23 protein-coding genes are annotated in these 25,242 nt (G+C 49.9%); 19 read left to right on the top strand and 4 right to left on the bottom strand.

Translation table 11 applies throughout. The annotated features are described in order from the left end of the window. The first annotated feature begins 10 nt into the window (after positions 1–10). Genes tolR through J4377_RS09110 form a run of 6 tightly spaced genes read left to right on the top strand, consistent with a single transcriptional unit; the run spans position 11 to position 5,050 of the window. A complete protein-coding gene (tolR, locus tag J4377_RS09135) occupies positions 11–448 on the top strand; it encodes a protein TolR (RefSeq protein ID WP_120386936.1) in 438 nt (145 codons plus the stop codon). Then, positions 441–1,538, top strand: a complete 1,098-nt coding sequence (gene tolA / locus J4377_RS09130; RefSeq protein WP_253487982.1) for a cell envelope integrity protein TolA — start codon at positions 441–443, stop codon at positions 1,536–1,538. The genes tolR and tolA overlap by 8 nt, the downstream gene beginning before the upstream one ends. Further along, positions 1,538–2,824, top strand: a complete 1,287-nt coding sequence (gene tolB / locus J4377_RS09125; RefSeq protein WP_038484314.1) for a Tol-Pal system beta propeller repeat protein TolB — start codon at positions 1,538–1,540, stop codon at positions 2,822–2,824. Before tolA ends, tolB begins: the two co-directional genes overlap by 1 nt. Before the next feature lie 46 nt (positions 2,825–2,870). Next, entirely contained in the window at positions 2,871–3,416 is a 546-nt protein-coding gene (gene pal, locus J4377_RS09120) for a peptidoglycan-associated lipoprotein Pal (RefSeq protein WP_038484311.1), read from the top strand. A gap of 47 nt (positions 3,417–3,463) precedes the next feature. Beyond that, positions 3,464–4,255 carry a tol-pal system protein YbgF gene (ybgF, locus tag J4377_RS09115; RefSeq protein WP_038484308.1) on the top strand — a complete coding sequence of 264 codons (792 nt, stop codon included), beginning with the start codon at positions 3,464–3,466 and terminating at the stop codon, positions 4,253–4,255. 33 nt (positions 4,256–4,288) lie between these two features. After that, positions 4,289–5,050 carry a YciK family oxidoreductase gene (locus J4377_RS09110; protein WP_095602948.1) on the top strand — a complete coding sequence of 254 codons (762 nt, stop codon included), beginning with the start codon at positions 4,289–4,291 and terminating at the stop codon, positions 5,048–5,050. A 76-nt stretch (positions 5,051–5,126) separates the two neighbouring features. Here the strand turns inward: J4377_RS09110 and J4377_RS09105 are convergent, their stop codons facing one another. Both J4377_RS09105 and ubiG read right to left on the bottom strand, forming a co-directional pair. Beyond that, positions 5,127–5,792 (bottom strand): HAD-IA family hydrolase, encoded by a 666-nt coding sequence (locus tag J4377_RS09105; protein ID WP_253487980.1) that lies wholly within the window; start codon positions 5,790–5,792, stop codon positions 5,127–5,129. Continuing rightward, positions 5,793–6,536 (bottom strand): bifunctional 2-polyprenyl-6-hydroxyphenol methylase/3-demethylubiquinol 3-O-methyltransferase UbiG, encoded by a 744-nt coding sequence (gene ubiG, locus J4377_RS09100; protein WP_198349710.1) that lies wholly within the window; start codon positions 6,534–6,536, stop codon positions 5,793–5,795. A gap of 165 nt (positions 6,537–6,701) precedes the next feature. Between ubiG and J4377_RS09095 the strand changes: the two genes are divergently transcribed. From J4377_RS09095 to J4377_RS09070, 6 genes are all read left to right on the top strand, one after another. Next, the gene (locus tag J4377_RS09095; protein ID WP_198349711.1) at positions 6,702–7,994 is read left to right on the top strand and encodes a nucleotide sugar dehydrogenase; all 1,293 of its coding nucleotides are present in this window, start codon (positions 6,702–6,704) and stop codon (positions 7,992–7,994) included. Between the two features lie 9 nt (positions 7,995–8,003). Further along, entirely contained in the window at positions 8,004–8,852 is an 849-nt protein-coding gene (locus J4377_RS09090) for a hypothetical protein (protein WP_231656942.1), read from the top strand. Between the two features lie 84 nt (positions 8,853–8,936). Next, the gene (locus J4377_RS09085) at positions 8,937–10,790 is read left to right on the top strand and encodes an autotransporter assembly complex family protein (protein WP_253487978.1); all 1,854 of its coding nucleotides are present in this window, start codon (positions 8,937–8,939) and stop codon (positions 10,788–10,790) included. 9 nt (positions 10,791–10,799) lie between these two features. After that, positions 10,800–14,807: a translocation/assembly module TamB domain-containing protein gene (locus tag J4377_RS09080; RefSeq protein ID WP_253487976.1), complete on the top strand. Its 4,008-nt coding sequence runs from the start codon at positions 10,800–10,802 to the stop codon at positions 14,805–14,807. Between the two features lie 9 nt (positions 14,808–14,816). Continuing rightward, complete coding sequence (msrA, locus tag J4377_RS09075; RefSeq protein WP_253487974.1) at positions 14,817–15,437, top strand: peptide-methionine (S)-S-oxide reductase MsrA; 621 nt, start codon at positions 14,817–14,819, stop codon at positions 15,435–15,437. 70 nt (positions 15,438–15,507) lie between these two features. Beyond that, the gene (locus J4377_RS09070) at positions 15,508–16,005 is read left to right on the top strand and encodes a cytochrome c (protein WP_253487967.1); all 498 of its coding nucleotides are present in this window, start codon (positions 15,508–15,510) and stop codon (positions 16,003–16,005) included. A 39-nt stretch (positions 16,006–16,044) separates the two neighbouring features. Here the strand turns inward: J4377_RS09070 and can are convergent, their stop codons facing one another. Beyond that, complete coding sequence (can, locus tag J4377_RS09065) at positions 16,045–16,692, bottom strand: carbonate dehydratase (RefSeq protein WP_038484281.1); 648 nt, start codon at positions 16,690–16,692, stop codon at positions 16,045–16,047. A 172-nt stretch (positions 16,693–16,864) separates the two neighbouring features. Between can and gorA the strand changes: the two genes are divergently transcribed. The 4 genes from gorA (at position 16,865) to J4377_RS09045 (ending at position 20,938) form a co-directional block, all read left to right on the top strand. After that, on the top strand, positions 16,865–18,247 hold the full coding sequence (gene gorA / locus J4377_RS09060; protein WP_198349717.1) for a glutathione-disulfide reductase: 1,383 nt from the start codon (positions 16,865–16,867) through the stop codon (positions 18,245–18,247). Between the two features lie 236 nt (positions 18,248–18,483). Then, positions 18,484–19,062 carry a diaminobutyrate acetyltransferase gene (ectA, locus tag J4377_RS09055; protein ID WP_030072977.1) on the top strand — a complete coding sequence of 193 codons (579 nt, stop codon included), beginning with the start codon at positions 18,484–18,486 and terminating at the stop codon, positions 19,060–19,062. 124 nt (positions 19,063–19,186) lie between these two features. Next, the gene (ectB, locus tag J4377_RS09050; protein WP_038484274.1) at positions 19,187–20,455 is read left to right on the top strand and encodes a diaminobutyrate--2-oxoglutarate transaminase; all 1,269 of its coding nucleotides are present in this window, start codon (positions 19,187–19,189) and stop codon (positions 20,453–20,455) included. An 84-nt stretch (positions 20,456–20,539) separates the two neighbouring features. Next, a complete protein-coding gene (locus tag J4377_RS09045; RefSeq protein WP_038484271.1) occupies positions 20,540–20,938 on the top strand; it encodes an ectoine synthase in 399 nt (132 codons plus the stop codon). Between the two features lie 138 nt (positions 20,939–21,076). On the opposite strand, the gene J4377_RS09040 is transcribed toward J4377_RS09045, so the two are convergent. After that, positions 21,077–21,607, bottom strand: a complete 531-nt coding sequence (locus tag J4377_RS09040) for a DUF3833 domain-containing protein (protein WP_253487965.1) — start codon at positions 21,605–21,607, stop codon at positions 21,077–21,079. 224 nt (positions 21,608–21,831) lie between these two features. On the opposite strand from J4377_RS09040, the gene J4377_RS09035 reads away from it, so the two are divergent. Genes J4377_RS09035 through J4377_RS09025 form a run of 3 tightly spaced genes read left to right on the top strand, consistent with a single transcriptional unit; the run spans position 21,832 to position 25,228 of the window. Then, a complete protein-coding gene (locus tag J4377_RS09035) occupies positions 21,832–22,671 on the top strand; it encodes an ATP-dependent zinc protease (protein WP_038484265.1) in 840 nt (279 codons plus the stop codon). A 38-nt stretch (positions 22,672–22,709) separates the two neighbouring features. Next, positions 22,710–24,233: an inactive transglutaminase family protein gene (locus J4377_RS09030; RefSeq protein WP_038484262.1), complete on the top strand. Its 1,524-nt coding sequence runs from the start codon at positions 22,710–22,712 to the stop codon at positions 24,231–24,233. After that, complete coding sequence (locus tag J4377_RS09025; RefSeq protein WP_038484259.1) at positions 24,230–25,228, top strand: alpha-L-glutamate ligase-like protein; 999 nt, start codon at positions 24,230–24,232, stop codon at positions 25,226–25,228. Before J4377_RS09030 ends, J4377_RS09025 begins: the two co-directional genes overlap by 4 nt. Positions 25,229–25,242 lie beyond the last annotated feature (14 nt).

Raw genomic sequence — 25,242 nt, 5'->3', positions numbered from 1 at the left:
GGAGTACGCTATGCAAGGCCCGTTTAATCGCAGCGGCAATAAAAAGCCGATGGCTGAAATCAACGTAGTCCCCTTTATTGACGTCATGCTGGTCTTGCTGGTGATCTTTATGATCACCGCACCAATGCTCACTCAAGGGGTGCAAGTCGATCTACCTCAAGTCACATCAGAGCCTATCGAAAGCCAAGACGAAAGCGATCCGATCATTATCTCTGTCGATCAGGATGGGGGCTATTTCATCACGCTTGGCGAAGACTCAACGGCTGTTTCTCTTGAGCAAATGGCAGAGCGAGTAACAGCGATATTACAGCGACGACCTGAGACGCCTGTCATGGTTCGCGGCGATCGCAACGTTCCATACGGACAAATAGTCTTATTGATGAGCACACTGCAACGCTCGGGTGTCGCTAATGTAGGTCTGTTATCTGAGCCGCCACAAGATGGTTAAACGTAGCGCGCAAATGGCAATCAAACCACCCCGCGACCCACAGGATGTTGGCTATACGTGGCCTACTGTCCTGGCGGTTGCGGTGCATCTATTAGTTGTGCTTTTTAGTTTGGTTAGTCTGCCAAGCTCTACGGCAGAGCCAGACTCATCCTCTATTGTGCAAGCGACGTTCGTCAGTACTGAAACATTCACTGATCAAGCACAGCAAACGACGGATCAGCAAGCAGCTCTCAATAGTTCAACCGACCCCGATGAGGCTGAGCCAGCACCTGAGCCTGATGCAAGTGAGCAAGAAGCATTGCAGCAGCAGGCAGACGAAGCCGCTGCGAGAGAAGAAGCTCAAGCGCGAGCAGAAGAGCAAGCTCGCGAGCTGCAGGAGGCTCGAGCTCAGGCCGAAGCCGAGGCGCAGCGACGAGAAGAAGAAGCACAGCGTCTAGCCGAACAGCAGGAATTAGAAGCTCAAGCCAGAGAAGAGGCTCAACGGGAAGCCGAGGCAGAAGCTCAGCGCCAGCGGGAAGCCGAAGCAGAAGCACAGCGTCAGCGGGAAGCCGAGGCAGAAGCTCAGCGCCAGCGGGAAGCCGAGGCAGAAGCTCAGCGCCAGCGGGAAGCCGAGGCAGAAGCTCAGCGCCAGCGGGAAGCCGAGGCAGAAGCTCAGCGCCAGCGGGAAGCCGAAGCAGAAGCACAGCGCCAGCGGGAAGCCGAGGCAGAAGCTCAGCGCCAACGGGAAGCCGAGGCGGCCATGCAGCGTCAGCTAGAGGGAGAAGCCCAGGCTGCTGCTAACGCACAGCAGGCGCAGCAAGCTGCGAATGATTTTATTAATATTGTGCGTCGAGCGGTAGAGCAGGCATGGTTAATTCCAGTAGGTGCCAGTGACGCAATGAGTGCTACGATTCAAGTAAGGCTTGGCCCATCAGGAGAGGTACTTTTAACCACTATCGCTTCATCCAGTGGTGATAGTGCCTTTGATCGGTCTGCAATGCAGGCTGTTGAACACGCTGCTCCGTTCAGCGAGCTGAGGGATTTGCCCGCAGAGCAGCAGCGTAACTTACGTCAATTTAATCTGCGATTTACCCCGGGGGATGTTCGCTGATGCAAACCATAAGCAAAGTGTGGCTGTTTTGTGTGCTGCTATTCGTTAGTAGTTATGCAAATGCAAACCTAACTATCGAAATAACACGTGGGAGCGACCAAGCCTTACCGATTGGTATCGTTCCCTTTGCAGGCGGCGATAACATGCCTGAAGACGTGGCTCAAATCATCCAGGACAATCTCGAACGCAGCGGCTTTTTTGCGCCTTTAGAACGCAGTGCGATGTTTGATAGGCCAAGCCAGGCGGATGACGTTGAGTTTGGCACTTGGCGTTCTCTAGATGTGCGATATTTAGTGGTAGGTAGAGCGCAACAGACAGGTAGTGGTTATCAGATTCAATTTGAGTTAATGGATATCAGTGGACAGCGCCGTATGATTGGCGAAACGGTCACTGCAAGCACGAACGATTTACGTGGTGCTGCTCACTATATTAGCGATCAAATTTTTGAAGAAATTACTGATATCCGGGGTGCTTTCTCAACTCAAATTGCTTATGTAACTGCTCAAGGATTAGGCGATAATATGCAATTTGGTCTGTATGTGGCCGATGCGGATGGTCGTAATAGTCAACAAGTGCTTACCTCCGACCAACCGATCATGTCACCCGCATGGTCTCCCGATGGTCGGAAACTGGCATACGTATCCTTTGAAACAGAGCGTCCGGCTATCTATATTCAAGATGTTTCAACTGGGCAACGGATACAGGCAACTTCTTTCGACGGTATCAATGGTGCTCCTACATGGTCACCTGACGGGCGCAAAATCGCTATGTCACTGTCCAAAGATGGACAACCAGAAATTTATATCCTAGATATCAATAATCGCTCAGTAGAGCGCATAACTCAAAACAGTAGCATTGATACCGAGCCAGCTTGGGCACCTGATGGACGTAGTCTGTTGTTTACCTCTGACCGTAGCGGTGGGCCGCAAATTTATGAATATTCGCTAGGTAGCGGTGAAGCAAATCGCATCACATTCACCGGTAACTACAATGCGCGCGCACGCTATTCACCTGACGGGGAGTATATCTTTTTAATTCACCGCTCCAACCGTGGATACCAAGTTGCACGTCAGGAGCGTGATGGAGGACGCCTTGTTGTCATCAGTGAAACAACAAGAGATGAATCCCCTAGTGTTGCGCCGAACGGGACCATGGTAATCTTCGCTACCCAACAGGGTAGTAATGGGGTGTTAAGTGCCGTTTCAGCGGATGGCCGCTCGTCATTTAGATTACCCGCAGCGCAGGGTGATGTGCGCGATCCCGCGTGGTCACCTTTTTTAAATTGATTGACGAAAAGTTTTATTTTTTTGTTTTCAGGCAAGGAGTCTGATTATGCAACTTAAACCGTTGGCTCGCTCATTGGCAGTAGCGTTATCTATCGTAGTTATCGCTGGCTGTTCCAGCACCGGCGGAACCCAGGACGGTGACTCTTATGGAAGCCAGGATGGCAGCGGTACCGGAACTAGCACCTCAGGTGCCGGCACTGGTGGCCAGTATGGTTCTACATCTGGTTCCGGCGCAGGCGCTGGTCAACAAGCCGATTCTCGCATTCCAGAAGTGCGCACCATTCATTTCGATTTTGACCGCGATACCATCAAGAGTGAGTATGAGTCGGTTGTAATGGCACATGCCCGCTATTTACGCGCCAACCCGAATTCGCGTGTTGTCCTGCATGGACACACCGATGAGCGTGGCACACGTGAATACAACATGGCTCTTGGTGAGCGTCGTGCTAATGCTGTACAGCGTTTCTTGAATATCCAAGGCGTATCACCGTCTCAAATGAGCGTTGTGAGCTATGGTGAAGAGCGTCCGGTGGCTAGCGGTCAAAGCGAAAGCGCTTACGCTCAGAACCGTCGTGTTGTCTTTAATTACTGATGGCATTGGCGCGCGCTGCGCGCCAACCCTTAATGTTCGGAGTCATCATGATCCACAGTCTCAAACGTTATTTTGAGAGGCTGTGCGGTGCGGGAGCCATAGTGCTCCCGCTGTCCGTATTGCCTTTAACAGCCTTTGGTCAGCAGCCATTAGTGCATGACTTATCATCGGGGTCAGGCGGGTTTTATCAGGAAGCTCAGCGCCATGAAGCTTCTGGTGGTAATTTAGTACTATTTAATCAGGTACAAGAACACCAGAAGGAGATTCAACAACTACGTGGTCAAATTGAAGAACTTCGACACCAGTTAGAGCAGCTTCGCCGGCAATCACAGCAGCAATACCTGGATATTGAAGATCGTTTGATGAATAGCGGCCCTAGCCAAATTGAACAATCGACTCCTGCAGTGGAACCCGAGGCGGCAGAGCAAGTTGCCAACGCAGCTTCTACTCGGAACGTCAGCGAAGACGCTCAGGCTGACTACCAAGCAGCGTTTGCCCACGTTCAAGCACGTCAATTCGAAGATGCGATCAATGCATTTAAAGCCTTTGTTACTGATCACCCCGACAGCAGTCTGACCGCGAACGGACATTACTGGCTGGGGGAACTTTATGCTGCTGAAGGTGAACTTGGCGCTGCTGATGAATCATTTAGCCGTGTTATTGAGCAGTACAGCGGCAGCAGTAAAGTACCCGATGCGCTTTATAAGCTAGGGTTAGTAAAAGCGCGGCAGGGCGAGGCTGAACGCAGTCGTGAACTGCTGGAACAAGTACGTGATGATTATCCGCAGAGTAGCGCTGCAGGACTTGCCAATGACTTTTTACGTCAGTCGGCAGGATAACGTCTGTTTACACTTTTGTATCAAGGAAACCTCATGAGCTGCAAAATCGACTATCAACCAGCGTCCAATCTTTTGGAAAACCGCGTCGTGTTGGTAACCGGTGCGGGTGATGGAATTGGACGTGCTGCTGCACTTACCTACGCCCGCCATGGGGCAACTGTGATACTGCTTGGCCGCACGATAGCCAAGCTTGAGCGTGTCTACGACGAAATTGAAGCAGAAGGCGGGCCTCAGCCTGCAATTTTTCCGCTCAACTTTGAGGGTGCAACACTCAAAGATTTTCACGACATGGCTGAAACGCTGGACAAAGAATTTGGTCGTTTAGATGGATTGCTGCATAACGCTGGTTTGCTAGGCAGAATTACGCCTTTTGAGCAGTACAATCCAGAGCTGTGGGAACAAGTCATGCAGGTCAATATCAATGGGCCTATTTGGATGACCCAAGCGTTGCTACCACTGCTTCAGCAGTCAGCGGATGCTTCTGTGGTCTTCACCTCATCAAGCGTTGGACGAAAAGGCCGGGCCTACTGGGGGGCATATTCGGTTTCTAAGTTCGCCACTGAAGGTTTTGTGGAAGTGCTTGCTGACGAACTTGAAAACCAGTCTACTGTGCGGGTCAATACGTTAAACCCAGGGGCAACACGTACCCAAATGCGCCGAACTGCTTATCCAGGGGAGGATCCGTTGACGCTGCGTACCCCTGAGGAAATTATGCCCACTTACTTATGGCTTATGGGGCCAGACAGCACGGGGGTTAGTGGCCATAAATTTGACGCTCAACCACCACGTGCATAAACGCATCTTGCCCATAACTTTCTGACGTACCGCACCGCTTGTCGATGTTCTATGCGTTTTCATTAAATTAACGCTATCAATGAAAAGCAGTCAGAGCATCGACTAAGTCTTTACAGGTTTCAAACCATAAGTCAGCTGGCCATTGCTGATAGTCGTCTTCCTCACTGATATACCCGTAGCCAACGGCAACAGCCGTCATTCCCGCCGCTTTTGCTGCCTCCATATCACGGATATGATCACCGACGTACCAACACGCTTGTGGCGCCACGTTAAGCCTGCGCGCAGCCTCCCAAAGAGGTTCCGGAGCGGGTTTTCTGACCGCTAGATCATCTGCACATAAAAGAGCTCCTGGCGTGAGCGCCAGGGCCTCAAGTAGCGGAAGGGTATAGCGCCTTGGTTTGTTCGTTACGATTCCCCACAAGCGTGATGCTGAATGCCAGCGGTCTAGCCATTGGTCAAGGGGTTCAAATAGCCGACTGTGAACAGCAACTGCTTTTTCATAATTATCTAACAAATACTGTCGCGCCGTATCATGTTCAGTTGAACCACTTTCGATACCAATAGCCAAGGTTACTAAGGCACTGCCTCCGTTAGAAACCTGACCTCGTATTTTCCCATAGGGCAGTGGTGTCAGCCCATGATGCCGCCTCAATGCATTCGTTGCTTCAGCAAGATCAGGGGCAGTGTCAACAAGAGTTCCATCTAGATCAAACAGTATGGCTTCAGGTATTGATGTGGACATTTATTGGCTCGCTTTTCGGCAATACATCATGTAATTGACCGATACATCATTTGCGACCAAGCGGTAGTGACGAGTCAACGGATTATAGGTCAGTCCCGTTTGTTCATTAATCTCAAGGTCTGAGGCTCTTGCCCATGCGGCCATCTCAGAAGGACGTATAAATTTTGCATAATCATGGGTGCCGCGCGGCAATAGCTTAAGCACATACTCAGCACCTAAAATCGCAAAAGCATACGATTTAGGGGTACGATTTAGGGTCGAGAAGAAAACGTAGCCCCCAGGGCGAACCAGCTCACTGCAAGCACGAATGACCGATGCAGGGTCAGGCACATGCTCAAGCATTTCCATGCAGGTTACGATGTCATAATGCCCTGGCTGCTCTGCTGCTAACGCTTCAACACTTATCAGCCGATAGTCCACCGATGCACCGCTTTCTGCCGCATGTAGTCGGGCAACGTTAAGGGGTGCTTCTCCAAGATCAATGCCGGTAACATTAGCACCTCGATGGGCCATCGATTCACTTAAAATCCCACCACCACAGCCGACATCAAGCACCTTTTTACCGGCTAAGCCTGCACGCGCGTCAATAAAGTCAAGCCGCAAGGGATTGATAGCGTGCAGCGGCTTGAATTCCCCCTCTGCGTCCCACCAACGACTAGCAAGTGCTTCAAATTTCGCAACTTCCGCTGCGTCGACATTGTCGTGGTTGCGATGAGTAGTGCTATCCTGAGGTATCGCTTGCATGTTTTAACTCCCATTGTCGGTAAGTTGGCATGAAGGTGGCAACCAACCAGTCGTTCAGTATTATGTCATTCTAACCACTCCTGGAAAGGAACGCATGAAAAGGAACGCGACATGAATCTTAACCCTCTATTTTCGCGACTTTTATTTTCTCAGGGAGCGTGATGAATGCGAGTATTACTCCACGGAAGTGAACTAAGTGCCGCCACCGCCGCCGCAGCGTTAGCCTGGGTAGGCCATCAAGTTGAGTGGCTACTACACGAAAGCGCACCATGGCCACAGCTTTTAAAGGCGGACTGGTTGCGCAGTGAGCCTGAGTTAATGACGCATATTGAACAAGCGTTAGCCAGTGGAACACTGAGAATCATTGAAGCGCCAGAGCAGGCTCACTCTCCTGATGTAGTTTGGTTGGCTCTGTCGCCCAATCAGCGTCAGGCGGCCAAGGCACTGCTTGAAGCCTCTATATTTGAGCGCCATAGTGGTGCTGTATTAATTAATAATTCAACATTTCCAGTAGGCGAAACAGAGCAGTTGCACGCGCTTATGGGGCCCCAGCACAGTAGCGTTGCCTTACCCGACACTTTGGAAGAAGGGCGGGCCTGGCTCTCATTTACGCGTCCTTCACGCTGGCTATTAGGCTGCGATGATGCAACAGGTGAACAGGTGGCGCGCGAGCTTTTACGTGCCTTTAATCGCCGCAATGATGTGTTCCAGCGTATGCCTTGTAGAGCGGCTGAGCTGACTAAGCTCGCTATTAACGGCATGTTGGCAACACGTATAAGCTACATGAACGAGATTGCAGGACTAGCAGACACGCTCGGAGTTGACGTTGAACATGTACGCCAAGGCATGGGGGCTGATACTCGCATTGGTTATGAATATTTATATCCAGGCTGTGGCTTTGGTGGCCCCAATTTCTCTCGCGACCTAATGCGCTTAGCTGATGTTCAGTCAGCCAGTGGTCGTAATTCGGCATTGCTAGAGCAAGTAATGGACATCAATGAACAGAAAAAAGAGACGTTATTTAGGAAGCTATGGACGTTCTTCGAGGGCGATTTAGCCGGCAAAACAATTGCTATTTGGGGGGCTGCCTTTAAACCTGGAACTACCCGAATCGATCATGCGCCAGTGCTGACACTCCTTGCCGCCTTATGGGCACAAGGGGTGAAGGTGAAGCTTCATGATCCAGCGGCAACCCCCGCGCTGCTCAACGCTGTCGGTGACCGAAACGATCTAACTACGTTTACCAGTGACCCTTATCTGGCATGTGAAGGAGCCGACGCACTAATGTTGGTGACTGAATGGAAATCTTATTGGAACCCTGACTGGCATCGTTTAGCCTCCTTATTGAGCGCTAAGTTGGTGTTGGATGGACGAAATATTTATGATCCAGCCTTCGTGGCTAGCTGTGGCTTACGGTATAGAGGAATCGGGCGTCGAGCAGATCCCACAACGTATTGAGGAAAAGTCATGCCCAACAGTACTGCATCTTCTCGCATTGTTCCCGATGTGGATCAAAGCTTGACCGCACAACACTTGCGTCATCGCAGGGGGCCCAAACTGTGGCCATTGTGGTTATTGATGATGCTTATTATCATTTCGCTGGGCGCCGCAGCAGGGGGCCTTTGGTATGAAAGAGAACGCTTATTAGAAGAGGTGCATCGCGTTAGTGGAGAAGTGTCTAATCTTCATGCAAGACTCGACTCAGGTGACACGGATACACAAGATGCGATAGCCTTTTTACAAGCACAGATGAGAACACTGTTCCAAGAGCAAGAGCAATTAGCCGTTGCGGTGACAAGCACACGTGAAGAGCTGTACGGGCTCTTGACGTCAAACGAAGAGCTCATTAATGGTGATGCCCTGAGCAGCATTGCTGACCGTATTAGTCTGCTGGAAGAACAAGCAGCGTTGCGTGACCAGCAGCTTGCCGCAATACGCACATCACTTGATTCACTTGAGCAAGCGGGCATGTCTGGGCGGCAAAATTTAGCAGAAGAAGTAACTTACCTCGAAGAAATGCTGTCACAACGCTTGTCTGCTACTGCAAGCCGGTTAGATGAGGTTGCTCAACTGGAAAATGAGAGCAGCGAATTGGCAACAAAGGTTACAACATGGCAAGAAGAGATCGATCAGCGCTTTACTGAGGTAAACTCTGCTCTCGAAACGCTAAGAAGTACTGATATCCCAGCTACTCAAGAAGCTTTAGAAGCGCTTGAGCAGCAGTGGGCACAACGGTTAAACACCTTAGAAAGTGATATCCGTCAGGTGCGGCAAGCCCAACTGGCATTCAGTGCCCAGATGGAGATGCTCCGCTAGAAATACACCGTTAAAGATTGCCGGTATCATAGGGCAATTAGTAATAAAGCCACCGAGTCGCTGATTTGGTTAGGGATGAATTGCATGGAAAGAAAACGGCGATGGCCTACCGTTAAAAAAGCGACTTGTGGGGTGGTTTTACCACTTCTTGTAACGTGGTCAGCACCTTTGTGGGCACTCAACGCTTCCATCAATGGTGTTAGCAGTGAAGTTGAGGCCAATATTAATGCTTATCTACAAAATATTAATGAAGAGCAATACACCGATGTCAGGTTAGAAGGAGAGATACGGAAACGTGCGCAAGAAGCCATGCGCGTTTTCGGCTACTACGAACCAGACATTACGGTTGAGGTTGGTAGCTCACCCATCACACTCCGTATCGAACCCGGTTCGCCGGTCAAAATCGATGTGCTTTCTGTCAATATCGCCGGTGAAGCGAGCGATGATCCTCCGTTTCAGGAAGCACTCGATGCATTTCCCTTGAAGGAAGGCGATACATTGCGGCATGCCCCATGGGATCGCCTGCGCAACCAGTTTTCAGGCTTAGCACTGGAACGTGGTTATTTCGACTCGGAGTTTACCGATCGCCGAATGGAAATAAGACCCTACCTTGAAAGCGCTCGTCTCTATATGGATTTCAACAGCGGCCCACGCTATCAATTTGGCAATACGACTATTGCAGGCAGCCATATTGAGCCTGAGCGGTTACTTCAAATGCAGACCTTTACGTCGGGAGAGCCTTATCTAGCGGAATCGGTAGCCCTTTATAATCAACGTTTGGCTGAAACAGGATGGTTCAGCTCTGTGACGGTTCGACCACGTATAGCGACAGCACGCGAACTGACCTTATCGCCACCAACAGGTGGCTCACCGTGGTGGGATGAAGCAACAGCATCACAGCCCCAACGCCCCAGACTTTCCAGCGTAGCGTTTGCCAGCGCACTTAGCATAACTAAACGAGACGATACCAGCTTGCCTATTGACGTAAGTGTAGAGCCTGCTGATCGCCATCAATTTGAAGTCGGGGTTGGCTTCGCAACTGACGTAGGGCCGCGTATGCGATTTGGCTGGAAACAGCCATGGATCAATCGTTTTGGTCATAGTTTAAATCATGATCTGTATGTTTCAGCACCCGACCAGCGTTTCACCGGTACCTACAATATTCCATTAGAAGACCCTCTACGTGACAGCTATCGCCTTCAATATGGTGTGCGTAACCTGGATGACGGTGATACCCAATCATTAGAGGGCACCGTAGAAATTGCTCGTCGATGGGAATTTGAAAACCGTTGGGTGCAAACACTTTACTTCCGCACCACCTACGAAGACTTCACCCAAGGGGGAGTGTCTGATGAAGTATTACTGTTTTATCCAGGCATTCAGTGGTCTCGTACGAGAACGCGCCCCCAGCGGTTTCCGCTTTGGGGAGATAGACAACAATTATCGATTGAGTACTCAGACACCCTATGGGGCTCAGACGCCCAATTCGCACGTGTAACAGGCGATACTGAATGGATTCGCACCATCGGCGATGACAACCGCTTTTCTGCAAGGCTAAGTATCGGTGCTATCGAAACAGATAATTTCGATAAGCTGCCACCCTCGTTGCGATTCTTTGCAGGCGGCGACCGAAGCGTTCGGGGTTACTCCTATGAAAGCCTATCGCCGCGAAATGAAGAAGGGCTATTACGTGGCGGCCAGCAAATGCTGACCTCGACCCTCGAGTATCAGCGTCGAGTTTCTGGAGACTGGTGGGGAGCCACTTTTGTCGATACTGGAGATGCCTTCGATGACTGGGGGCCAGAAGAATTAAAAACGGGCGCCGGGGTTGGTGTACGTTGGATTTCCCCTGTGGGTCCTATCCGACTTGATGTAGCACACCCATTTGACGATGAAGACGATTGGCGGCTGCATTTTTCCATCGGTCCAGAATTTTAGGAGAGCATTTTGGCTAAGGTTGTAACAGCAGCATCCATTAAGCGTCAACCGCTCTCAGTTAAACATCGTGCCGGGTTGTTTTTGTGGAGTTTTGTACGGTTAGCCATTGTGCTACCACTCTGGCTATTTGGTTTGGTCGCTCTTCTATTAGGCATTGCGCTCTCTCCTTGGGGAACAGGACAACTATTTTCTCAAGGCGAGCAACGGGGGTTCTTTACGTATGAACACCAAGAAGGCGCACTGCTCGACCAGTTTGCATTGCGCGGTTTTCAACTATCGCTCGGTGAGACACGCGTCAACGTCGACAGCCTAGAGCTCGCTTGGGCTGAAGACTGTGTGCTGTCAGGCAAGCTTTGCCTAGATCAATTTCATATAGAAGGTGCAGATATACGTTTGGGGGAAAGCGCTGAACCGGACCCTGAATCACCAGAATCAGAGGGGATGCCTAGCATCCAACTTCCTTTTCCTATTGAGCTACGCTCAGTTGAGTTCAATAACGTTCAACTGCAGCTAGCTGATGGAACTCGCATCGGTTGGGAATCGTTTTCAACCGCGATCACTGCACAACAGCATCTTGTCAGTATCGCGCCTACTACGCTCATGCAGCCAACCGTGTACTTACCTCCCTCGGCAGGCACTCAACTGACCGAAGGTATTCAGACGCCGTTACATGCATCTGGCATTGATGGTGCTGTTATGGCTACCCAACCCCTCATAGAAGAACCTGATCAAGCAGTAGAGGCCTTAACAGCACGGGAGCGAATTGAGCTACCTGAAGTAATGCTTCCCATTGATATCGACTTAGCATCCCTCACCGTGACTGACGTCACTGTCAGCGGAGCCGTTGATTACCAAGTCGAACGATTAGCCGTGGTTGCGAGTGCCGAAGGCAACCAAATAGCTCTCCGGTCATTAGAGTTGCTCACGCCAGATGCCGAGGCAAACTTAACAGCCAACGCTACATTATCAGGCAGTTATCCGATAGATGCTCGATTAACGTCAACTTTGTTTTTACCCGAGATATTTCCCGAGCTAAGTGGGGAAGAGCTTGTTTTGGAGCTGTCGGGATCCCTAGATGAGCTTACAGCCAGTTTAGGGGCATCCGGTGTCGTTAATGCAACACTGGAGGCTCAAGTCGATGCACTAGCACCGACGCTACCCTTTGATATACGACTACAGAGTAACCGAGTACAGTGGCCACTCACACAGCCCAGTAGTGATGAGTCAACGGCAGAACCTTATGTTGTTGAAGATATAGACATCGTTGCTAGCGGCAATTTGGAAGCGTACCAGACAACGCTTTCCTTAAACGCTCAAGGCCCGCAAGTGCCAGCCACCAACATTCGCCTCAGTGGCGACGGAGATCTTTCATCGTTCCGCTGGGCGCCACTAACCCTAACGATAGATGACAGTTCGCTTAGCAGTGAAGGGGAAGTTAACTGGGCTTCGTCACTTCGAGTTGATACCACCATCAGGCTGGATCAATTCGATCCTTCTCACTTTGTCGAACAGCTCAACGGCAATCTCAATGGCGATATTACCGCTAGTGTGAGCCAAACGGGCGACCTCTGGGAAGTCAGTCTGCCAGTCCTCGATATTAATGGGGAGCTCCAGGAGTATCCTCTGACGCTACAAGCCTCCCTAGAGGCTAACAGTGCGCCTGAAGTTGATATCCAAGAACTACTTTTCACTCAGGGAGACAACCGATTAACGGCCTCTGGCCAGGTTAGTGAACAAGCAATGTCGCTAGATACTGAGATTGCATTACGTCAATTACAGACGCTGCATCCAGACTTAGCGGGTACATTAACAGGCAATATTCTTGCCAGAGGTAGCATTAGCCAACCGAGAGTAGAGGCCGAAGTAACTGGTCGCGATTTGCGTTTTGCCGAGAACCGTATTGAAACGTTATCACTGACCAGTAATATCGAGGGTATCGACGATCCATCGCTAGACATTAACCTTGGATTGCAGCAAGTCAATGCAGGTGGGCAGGCATTTTCAAGTATTACCCTTGAGCTTAACGGCCGCCTATCTCAACATGCGCTCGCTGTTAGTGTCGATGGCCAGGCCGATAACATGCTAAGCCGTGCGCTTTTAACGCTAAATGGTCGTTTTGATCAGCAAGCGCAGCAGTATCATGGCCAACTAACCCCACTGGAAGTTGACTCCGAGTTTGGCAACCTACGTTTAGAAGCCCCTCTTGATATTCGTTACAACCTTGCTAACGGCCAAGCACAACTCTCACCTTTCTGTTTACGGCGCGAAGAAGGAGGGCTTGTTTGTTCAGAAGAACCGGTTACTGCATCAGCTGATCAAGGGCGCACAGTGCTAAGCATCAGAGAAGTGCCGATGGAAGCACTGGAGCCTTTATTGCCTAAAGAGTGGAGCTTTGAAGGCGACACGACGGCAGATCTTGTTGCAGCTTGGCGCCAAGGGGGAGCCCAGTGGCAAGCCGACGTTCAGGTATTAAGTGAGTTAGCGATTACTGCAGTCAATGATTACGGCCAGCCCGTACAGCTTCCTGTGATTAGTTTAAACACGCAGTTAGAAGCCAGCCAAGCTCAAGCTGATGCCGATATTGTACTGTCGCTTGAAGATGCTGGTGAGCTGACACTCGATCTCACCATTAGTGATCCACTTGGTCGTGGTGGTCTTAGTGGAGAGCTAAGGGCCCAAGAGCTTTCTTTAACGCCTTACCGCCCATTAGTGGTGGGTATGGATCGTTTAGAGGGCGACTTAAATGGTAGTATACAAATTACTGGAACAACCAGTCAGCCAGATTTACAGGGGCAGCTTGCACTTCGCAATCTAAGCGCTAATGGCCCAGATATTCCTCTTGATATTAAAAATGGCGAGCTAGTCGTTGCGTTTGACGGCGAGCAAGGGGACATAAATGGTTTTATTGCGGCTGAACGTGGCCGCTTAAATATTACCGGGGATGCGTTTTGGCCCGCAGGTGACGACTGGCGTATTGGTGTCGATGTAAACGCTACCCAGGAGCCACTATTAATCGTTTTACCACAGTTTGGGCGTTTAGAAGCAGCCCCTGATATCCGCATTCGCGTAACGCCGGATCGCTTGCAAGTGCGTGGCAATGTCGATCTACCTTGGGCGCGCTTAGAGATTGGCGATCTTCCTGCCTCGGCTGTTAGCCCAAGCTCTGACGAAGTCATTATCACCGAGCGTGACGACCGAAAAGCGGAACGGCTGGCTCAGCAGCGAGCTGCCAATAACGATTCAAGCGCGGCTGACGAGCTCTCACAATCAGGCATGGCCCTTGATGTGCTCATCACACTAACCTTGGGTCGTGATATGCAAATATCAGCATATGGGCTTAATTCTGGCTTGGGTGGCACATTAGAAATTCGTCAAAACCGTGGTGCACTACAGCTGTTTGGTGATGTCAATTTAGTCGATGGCCGCTTTCAAGCTTTTGGTCAAGATCTCCTGATTCGCCGTGGACAGCTAATATTCAGTGGTCCTCCAGGGCTTCCAATCCTCGATTTCGAAGCCATTCGAAATCCAGACATCACAGAAGATGAGGTTATTGCCGGCCTTCGCGTCAGAGGCAATGCCGAAGAACCTAACGTACTTATTTTTTCAGAACCAGGAATGAGTGAAACCCGTGCACTGTCATATTTATTGAGAGGGCGGGCGCCAGATGCTGCTGGTGGTGGAATTGGCAGCGAGCTAACTACCGCCTTGATTGGAATGTCTCTTGGACGGACAGGCCAAGCCGTTGGTTCAATTGGAGAAGCCTTTGGTATTAGCGATTTAACCTTGGATACCACTGGGGCAGGTGACAACAGTCAAGTAGCGCTGACTGGGCAGCTAACCGATGACATCCGTATTAGCTACGGTGTTGGCATTTTCTCGCCCATTGCAGAACTGACGTTACGCTACACACTTTGGCGTAATCTATACGTGCAGGCAGTATCGGGCGCCAATCAAGCCGTCGACTTAATTTATACCTTCACCCGGCCCGGTGACCCTACGATTTATCCACGGCAATAAGAGGGCGTTATGACGCTATTTTCTAAAGCAAATTCAACACCACTTGGCCGCGTGACGCCGATTGAAACGAGTAGCGTACATACCGTTACTGGCCACTCACTTCACCCTCCTTTTCCAGAAGGGTATGAAGAAATTGTGTTAGGTATGGGGTGTTTTTGGGGCGTTGAGCGCCTGTTTTGGCAAGTACCGGGGGTTTACGTCACTGCCGCAGGTTATGCTGGGGGAGAAACACAAAACCCAACTTATCAAGAAACGTGCATGGGACAAACAGGCCATACCGAAGTGGTTAGAGTGGTATACGACCCCAGTGCCACATCCTTAGATACGCTGTTGCAAATTTTTTGGGAACAGCACGACCCTACACAAGGAAACCGTCAAGGCAACGATGTGGGTAGCCAGTACCGTTCTGCTATTTTCACAACAACGGATGCGCAGTTGATTGCAGCAGAAAAGAGTGCCGATACCTACCAAAAGGCTCTCGATAAGGCTGGCCGTGGTGCTATTACTACCGAGATCAAGCCGCTGAATACCTTTTATTACGCAGAGGCTTATCATCAGCAATACCTGAACAAGAACCCCGGTGGTTACTGCGGACTGAAAGGTACCGGTGTGACTTGTCCCATCGGTTAGTCGTGGTGAGGGCCAAATCATTCATCATAAGGTCAGTAAAATGCCACACACTTTAAAACGTTCATGGCTCATGCCTTCGGTTTGGGCTCTGGCTATCTCTAGTGTAATTGCTACACCGGTCATGGCTGAGGAAGTCACTGAAGACACCGTTCCAGCGATGCCTCAAACGGTTGAAGAAAGCCCGTTTGCCAGTGAACGAGAAGCAGTCATATGGCGTCAGGATGAATTGAAAGAGCTAGAAAGTCTTCTGCGTCAGCTGCGTTTTGACTTGGTGAATAACCAGGATGCCCGCGGAGCCGCTCCACGGTTAGCAACACTTCAGGAACAAGCTACTCAAGCTCATTTTTTGCCCGCGTTTATTGTCGGCACCCATGGACGCGGGTCTGACGCTCGCCCAGAAATATGGGAGGAATGGGAAGACTTCGCAGCGGGATTTACAGATCTTGAACAAAAGGTGGCAGTGCTGATTGATGCTGCCGAGCAAGAGGATTATCGCGCGGCTACGCGAGCATTTTCTGATGTTGGCTTAAGCTGTAAAAGCTGTCATCGCGCCTACCGCTATAACTAACTGGGATCGATGTCATTAGAGCGATAGGCACAGATAGTGTCAGTCGCTTTGTTGAAGGCGGTCGATACGATAAAGGGTCTCAACCTGCTCCAGGCCGGTTATGGTGCAATTTAGATCTTTTACACGGCCGTCGCTCAACCCATAGACCCAACCATGCACTGAAATATCCTGGCCTCTCTGCCAGGCACGTTGCAGAATTTTAGTTCGGCACAAGCTATTAACTTGAGCCTTTACGTTCAATTCACACATGCGGTCAATTTGCTCTTCCAATGGCAAGTGTTCAAGCGTATCACGGTGGCGGTTATACTGTTCGCGCACCGAATGCAGCCAGTAATCGACGACTCCGCATTCACCGCCGGTTACTGCCGCCTTAATGCCACCACAACCGTAGTGCCCCACAATCATGATATGACTGACCTTGAGTACATCCACCGCAAACTGCACAACTGATAGTGCGTTCATATCGGTATGGTGGAGAAGGTTAGCGACATTACGATGGACAAAGACTTCGCCTGGCGGAAGGGCAATAATCTGGTTAGCGGGCACACGACTGTCAGAACAACCAATCCAGAGGTAATCAGGGTTTTGCTGATTGGAAAGGCGTTTAAAGTAGTCAGGATCTTCCTCACACATACGCTCTGCCCAGGCGCGATTATTATCAAGCAGTGTTTCAATAGCGTTAGACATTGGATCTCCGTCACAGGTTAGGAGCTGTTAGGTTCAAGATAGAGCAAACTAGGATACAGAGAGAGGGGTTTTAACCTTCTCGGAATCTAAGGTCAATCTTTGTGCTTAGCGACCGTTGTCGGCAAGTGCATGACCGATAAGTACATGCAATGGTTCAGGATAGGAGTAGCACATGGCAGATAACGCGGAATATGAATACGATTTACTGGTAATTGGAGCAGGGTCAGGGGGGGTTCGCGCCGCACGAATGGCGGCGGCAACCGGTGCCAGAGTTGCTATAGCAGAAGATCGTTACTTGGGCGGTACCTGTGTCAATGTCGGTTGCGTGCCTAAAAAACTGTACTCCTATGCGGCCCACTTTCACGACAGCTTCGATGATGCCGCGGGCTTTGGGTGGCAGTTGCCTGGGCCTGCTGTCTTTGATTGGTCAGTGCTACGCGACAATAAAACCAGTGAAATAAAACGCCTAAATGGCATTTATCAGCGGATGTTGGAGGGCGCGGGGGTCGTATTGCTTCACGCTAGAGCAACCGTGACAGATGCACACACCGTTTCATTGACCTCTGAAGAGGGTGTTACCCAAGTAACAGCACAAAAGATACTGCTGGCTACAGGTGGCTGGCCATGGGTACCTGATTTTCCTGGCAGTGAATATACAGTCACTTCAAATCAAATATTTGACCTTGACGCTTTTCCAGAGCGGTTTCTCGTTTTGGGGGGCGGCTATATTGCAGTCGAGTTCGCGAGCATTTTTAACGGCCTCGGTAGTGAAACGCATTTGATTTATCGTGGAGAGCTGTTTCTAAAAGGGTTTGATGAAGAAGTTCGAGCTTTTACCCGCGATGAAATGAGCAAAAAAGGCGTCAATCTGCATTTCAATACCAATATTGAACGGATTGAACCCAATGGCTCTGCGTTTAACGTGTATTTAACTAACGGTGATGTTCAAGAGGTAGATGCCGTCTTAGCAGCGACAGGACGTAATGCCAATACGCAGGGGCTAGGGCTTGAAGCATTGGGCATTCATCTTGATAGCAAGGGAAAAATCCCAGTGAATGCGCGCTACGAAACGTCAGTCCCTTCGATTTTGGCGCTTGGCGATTTGACCCAGGGGCCTGAATTGACGCCCGTGGCATTGGCTGAGGCGATGCAGCTAGTCGATATCCACTTCAATGAAACACTGCCTAAACCGCTGGACTACACCACGATTCCTACGGCTGTTTTTTGTCATCCCAATATTGGGACGGTAGGGCTATCTGAAGAGGCTGCCAGAGAAAACATTGGCAAGATTCGCGTTTATAGCGCGGACTTTAAAGCAATGAAACACACATTGTCAGGTAGCCAAGAACGCACCTTAATGAAGCTAATCGTTGATGATGCGACAGATGTTGTCGTAGGGGCTCACATGGTAGGTGAAGAGGCCGGTGAATTAATACAAGGGATCGCTATTGCGGTCAGAGCTGGGCTTACAAAAGAAGATTTTGATCGTACCATCGGTATCCACCCCACAGGTGCGGAAGAGTTTGTGACAATGAGAACAGCTACTCGCAATTGATTACATAAAATTCACATTTTTAAGGCGAGCATCAGCTCGCCTTTTTTGTCTCGCAGCTATGTGAGGTTGATCTAAACTCTTCCAATACAGCGGTTCTTTCAGCTGTTTTTTTGCAGGTAGAGACGCTTTTGATAACCAAAATTTATGGAAAAGGACAGGATGAATAATATGATTTTTGAATTGCTCATAATCAGCTGTTATAATGGCGCTCAAATTCGCTACAGCGAAGCATAACCATGAGCACGCCAATAACACCTTTTACCCCTTCTGCAGATCTTGCCCGCCCGACAGTCGCTGATGCTGTGGTTGGGCATGCGTCTACTCCGTTATTTATTCGCAAGCCGAATGCAGATGATGGTTGGGGCGTCTACGAGTTGATAAAAGCTTGTCCGCCGCTTGATGTTAATTCTGCTTATGCTTATCTACTGTTGGCAACTCAGTTTCGTGACACTTGTGCGGTTGCAACAAATGAAGAGGGCGAGATAGTAGGGTTTGTATCTGGTTATGTGAAAGACAACGCGCCGGACACCTACTTTCTATGGCAGGTTGCCGTCGGTGAAAAAGCACGTGGCACAGGCTTGGCACGCCGCTTAGTCGAAGCCATTATGTCGCGTCCAGAACTTGATAATGTGCATCATCTGGAAACGACGATCACTCCAGACAATCAGGCCTCTTGGGGCTTATTTCGCCGCCTAGCGGCACGTTGGCAAGCCCCTTTAAATAGCCGTGAATATTTCTCTACCGAACAACTCGGTGGAGAGCATGATCCTGAAAACCTAGTTCGCATAGGTCCATTTCAAACAGACAGTATGTAACGGAACGGACCAGCTATCGCCCAGTACGCGGCTCTCCATAGCTGGTTACGTTTTTAAATTTGTTACCACTGCTTCCGCCAGTTTGCCCTACGCTTGGCTCAATGATTTAAAAAGGAGGTCGTTAATGCAGACCCAGACGCTTGAACGCATGGAATCTAACGTACGTACTTATTCGCGCTCATTCCCCGTTGTGTTTACGAAAGCCCAGAATGCTCGTTTAACAGACGAGAATGGTCGTGAGTACATTGATTTCCTGGCCGGTGCCGGGACTCTCAATTACGGTCACAATAACCCACATCTCAAACAAGCGATGATCGACTACCTGTCAACAGATGGCGTTGTTCATGGCCTGGATATGTGGACCGCTGCAAAGCGTGATTACCTAGAAACCCTTGAAGAGGTTATTTTCAAACCTCGCGGCTTAGACTACAAGGTACATTTGCCTGGTCCGACAGGAACTAACGCAGTAGAAGCGGCCATCCGTTTGGCCCGTGTTGCTAAAGGTCGCCATAACATTGTGACCTTCACCAACGGCTTCCACGGCGTCACTATGGGGGCATTGGCAACCACGGGTAACCGCAAATTCCGCGAGGCGACCGGTGGCATTCCTACACAAGGCGCAAGCTTTTTACCCTTCGATGGTTATATGGGAGAGCATGCGGATACGCTGGATTACTTCGAGAAATTACTTAACGACAAATCTGGCGGCCTCGATATTCCGGCGGGTGTTATTGTCGAAACTGTGCAAGGCGAGGGCGGTATTAACGTGGCAGGCCTTGAATGGCTCAAGCGTTTAGAGAGCATCTGTCACGCCCATGATATTCTGTTGATCATCGACGACATCCAAGCTGGCTGTGGCCGCACGGGTAAGTTCTTTAGCTTTGAACACGCGGGCATCACGCCTGATATCGTGACTAACTCAAAATCACTCTCTGGATTCGGGCTGCCCTTTGCCCATGTGTTGATGCGCCCAGAGCTTGATAAATGGAAGCCTGGACAGTACAACGGTACGTTCCGCGGCTTCAGTCTGGCAATGGTAACCGCTACGGCTGCGCTTAAAAAATATTGGTCAAATGATGTTTTTGAGCGTGATGTTCAGCGCAAAGCGCGTATTGTTGAAGAACGTTTCCAAAAGCTGGCGGCCTTACTCAGTGAGAACGGTATGCCTGCCACTGAACGTGGACGTGGCCTCATGCGTGGTATTGATGTTGTCTCTGGTGATATTGCCGATAAGATCACCAGTAAAGCATTTGAGCACGGCCTTATTATTGAGACCAGCGGCCAAGACGGCGAAGTAGTGAAGTGCCTATGCCCGCTGACCATCAGTGATGAGGACTTGCTGGAAGCGCTGGATATTCTAGAAGCCTCAGTCAATGCTGTTATCCAAGCGTGATGTAGAGTTAGGCTAATTTTGCAGCATCGATTCAGCACTGGGCTGCTTCGGTTAATACCAAGTGCCTCATAACGGAGCAATTCTATGATCGTTCGTAATCTTGAAGAAGCACGTAAAACAGATCGTCTTGTCACTGCCGAAAATGGCAACTGGGACAGCACGCGTCTTGTTCTAGCCAATGATAATGCGGGTTTTTCATTTCATATTACCCGTATTTTCCCAGGTACTGAGACGCATATTCATTACAAAAACCACTATGAAGCTGTGTTTTGCTATGAAGGCGAAGGCGAAGTAGAAACCCTAGCCGATGGTAAAATCTGGCCGATCAAAGCAGGCGATATTTATCTGCTGGATCAGCACGACGAACATCTGTTACGCGGTAAAGAAAAAGGCATGACCGTCGCATGCGTCTTCACGCCAGCAATTACTGGTAATGAAGTACACCAGGAAGACGGCTCATACGCTGCACCTGCTAGTGAGTGATAAGGTCAACGTTAGCTTTCTAATTGGCTAATGACAAAACAAAACAGCCTGCTTTATTAAGCAGGCTGTTTTTAATGGAAGATTGGCATAGGTGATATGGAATTAGTTGCTAAGATATTAGGTATTAAGAAATCAGGCTCACGAATCGACTTGCTCGAAAACCAAGGTGATTTCTCCTAAGGTAAAGCCAAATTTCTTCATCGCGGTGCGGTTTATCAAACGCCCATCGGGCTGCAGATACATCCAATCATCCATTAAGAAACGGATAGTGCGACCGCTAACCTCGATATCAAGCGGGTAGCGCATATGGAAGGCGTGACCATACTGACGCGCATCTACTTGGCCTTCAACATCATTCGCAGTGCCAACCCAGTGATGATCGTCTACTTGCTCAAACTCCCACACCCGTCGATCCGTCTCACCATCAGCAAACAAAAAAGCTTCATCAAGAGTCAGCTTGTTGCCGTCATAAGTTCCCGTGATATCGACTGTGAAACGGCGCTGTACTTCACCAGAGTAGTCTTGCACCATACCCCAAGCTTGGGTGTTGCCAGTGAAGTACTCAGCGATATCTAAGCGAGGAGTTGTGCTGGCATAATCTTCAACCTCGACATTGGCACAGCCAGCAAGCACAAATAGGGTAGTGGCAATTATGAGTTTGCGTATCATTAGAATATTCCTACACGAAGGATGTTAATCGTATAGCTATTGTAGGAGAAATTGGTGCGTTACAGTAGCATTAACAGGCGTTTCTACATAATCTATAGGTTCGCATAATATATATTATGTTAAATCAGATAGATAAAGGTTCCAAAACCAGCTGATCAAGTTGGACAATCCAGTGTCCTTCTCCTTATCATTCATGCTCTTCTTGTTTAAGGATATCTCACGTTATGCGCTCAGGTGTATTGTGTCTAATGGCTGGTTTGTCGCTTTCGGTTGCAGGCTGTGCTGTGACACCGCCAGAAACGAATGAGCCACCGCCATTAAGCGAAGCGTCTTTTAACACCCGCATCCTTGAACTTGAAACCTCTCTTGCCCAGCAGTGTGCATCCGCGTCTGCACTACTACACGAGCAGCAGCTTAACCAGCAGCAAGCGTTGACAGCTGATGTTCGCGAAGTCGGCAGTCTGTTGCGCTATTTGCGTCAAGATGTGGCTGGTATACAAGCTCGCGGTGAAGATCCCGTTATTGTTCGTGAAGAGTGCGATGTTGAGGCCACTCAAGACAACAAAACGCTGCTAGGCCGCAGTGAATGGATTGGTTTACCCAGCGTTGGCACTTATTTGAAGGCGCGCGTTGATTCAGGAGCCAACACGTCATCACTATCAGCATCTGAAATTACCCGCTTTGAACGTGATGGCGAAAATTGGGTGCGCTTTAAGTTGGCACTAAATGACGATGACGTGGTCGTAGATCGCGTGCGTGATGAATGGATCGAAGCGCCAATTGTACGTAGGGTGCGTATTGTTCAGGCATCTGGTGAAGAGTCTCGCCCAGTGATCTCACTGTTAATGACCCTGGGCCCAATCCGCGAAAACGTTGAGTTCACGCTTAATAATCGCACCCATCTGGACTACCCAGTGCTGTTAGGACGGCGATTCATGATGGATATTGCCACCATTGATGTTGCTCAAACCTATCTTTACGAACGCCCAGAATTCCCGGGTGGTGAACCCGCCGATCAAGCCGCTGAAGATGAAGCAGCAGATCAAGACGATACTGAAGAGTAACAGCTCTCCCCCGCCGTTTTTCGCTGAAAGGAATCATGATGTCACGGTTGCCATTTTATTTAATCGTTGGATTACTGCTGTTAGTTGGCATCGCCGCCAGTGTACATCGACATGTTCAGTTTGAAATCCCCTGGCTACCCGGTGAGCAGCGCCAAGTGTGGGAAATCGAAGCGGTTATCAATTTTAATGCCCAGGACGGCCCTGTGCAGGTTGATCTAGCGCTACCTTCTCATCAGGCTGGATATCGGGTGTTGACGGAAAACACCGCATCTTCCGGCTATGGGCTTGCCTACAAAGCAGATGAACTAGGTCGTCAGGCTGAGTGGACTATTCGCAATGCCGCCGGCAGCCAACAGCTTTACTATTCTGTGCAGATGCTTGTTTCGCCAGATGCGCGCTCACCCGTGCAAACGCCACCAGAATTATCGACTATTCCTCCCTGGGAAAGCCCGTACGACTCAGCTGCTAGCCAATTAATTGATCGCGCTTGGGCACGTAGCGCCAATAACGCCACCTTTGCGAGAGAATTGATTTTAGATATTAATGGCGAACGCCAAGGGGAAAATGCACGACTACTCTTAACCCAAGAACAGCCATCGCCGCTGATTGTGCGCTTGTTGAATCAAGCGGGTGTTCATGCAAGGGAAGTCAGCGGTCTATTGATGGAGGATGGTCGTCGTCGACAAACCCTCAGCAGTTGGATTCAAGTGTTCGATGAATCTGCTGAAACATGGACACTATTTAATCCCGCGACCGGCGAGCAAGGAAAGCCCGACAACCTTCTGCTCTGGGAAACTGGCGGTCGCGCTGTCCTAGAAGTTCAGGGCGGCACCAACTCACGGGTTACCTTTTCTATGTTGACGCATTATCAGCCTGCGTCTGCGGCGGTTCGCAATCATTATTCTGACGACACGCTACTGAACTTCTCTATCCATAGCCTTCCTTTGGAAGAGCAGGCACTTTTCCAAACGATTCTGCTGATTCCCATTGGTGCACTGGTAGTAGTGTTCTTGCGCGTGCTGGTTGGGGTGAAAACGTCGGGCACGTTTATGCCGGTGCTTATTGCATTAGCATTTATTCAAACTACCCTGCTAACGGGTTTAATTGGCTTCCTGCTGATTGTGGCCATGGGCTTGATCATTCGTAATTATCTTTCATATCTCAATCTATTGCTGGTAGCGAGGGTTTCGGCGGTCATCATCACTGTCATAGCAATCATCTCAATTTTCACTGTCATTGCTTATCGTATGGGCCTAAGTTCGGGGTTAACCGTCACATTTTTCCCAATGATCATTCTCGCGTGGACGATTGAGCGGATGTCGATTCTTTGGGAAGAGGAAGGGCCAAAGCAGGTATTGGTTCAAGGCGGAGGCAGCCTCTTAACCGCTGTATTAGCGTTCCTTGCCATGAACAACCCCTGGGTTCGCCACATTACTTTCAACTTCCTTGGCGTTCAGTTCATTCTGATGGCGCTCATCTTGTTGCTTGGTAATTACACGGGCTACCGTTTATTGGAGCTACGCCGTTTTAAGCCAATTACCGATGAAGAGAAATCCTCATGAGCTGGCTAAAGAACTGGACGTGGCCGACACGACTTAGAGACAAGGGAATTATCGGCATGAATCGGCGAAATATTCGCTACATTGGCCGCTATAATTCCCGACGCTTATATCCGCTTGTTGACGACAAGCTGAAAACCAAGCTTCTTGCACAGCGTTACGGCATTACAACGCCTGAACTCATTGGTACGGTAACGACTCAGTTTGGTGTCAAGCATATCAGTGAGATGCTGAGCGGCCATTCAGGCTTTGTGATCAAGCCAGCCAAAGGCAGTGGCGGAAAAGGCATACTTGTTATTGAAAAGGTACAAGAGGGTATCTTTATCAAGCCAAGCGGTGTCAGTTTGTCGATTGAAGATATTGAGCGCCATGTTTCGAACATACTTTCTGGTCTCTATTCGCTAGGCGGCTCACCGGATGTCGCCGTCATCGAAACGCTGATCAATTTCGATGAAAGCCTGATGGCTTATACCTATGAAGGCGTACCGGACATTCGAGTCATCGTGTTTAAAGGGTATCCTGTCATGGCCATGATGCGGCTCTCTACCGCGGCATCAGATGGGAAAGCCAATCTTCATCAGGGGGCTGTGGGTGTTGGGTTGAACATTGCCACAGGCGCGGCTCTGCGCGGGGTGCAGTTCGACCGCCCATGCTTCAGCCACCCCGATACAGGTCACGACTTGGCAAGTCTGGTTGTCCCACAGTGGGATACTCTGCTCCACCTGGCAGCAGGCTGCTACGAGATGACCGGGCTTGGCTATCTTGGCACCGATATGGTACTGGATAGAAAGCATGGCCCCATGCTGCTTGAGCTTAATGCGCGCCCCGGGCTTGCTATCCAAATGACCAATGGAGAAGGGCTTCGTCGCCGGCTTGACCTGATTGAACAGCAGCCTGACGGTGTTCCCGTCGCTGAGCGGGTAGCGTTTGCACAGCACCACTTTGCCCGCCAAAGCGAACTAGTAGAAACGCCTGACACTTCTTCGGCGACGGCGTAGACTACGCATATACC

It is taken from the genome of Halomonas sp. XH26 (assembly GCF_024138895.1).
In the GTDB taxonomy this organism is placed as follows: Bacteria; Pseudomonadota; Gammaproteobacteria; order Pseudomonadales; family Halomonadaceae; genus Vreelandella; species Vreelandella alkaliphila.
The sequence above is the reverse complement of the archived record's forward strand: the minus strand, read 5'-3'. Positions and strand labels throughout refer to the sequence as shown.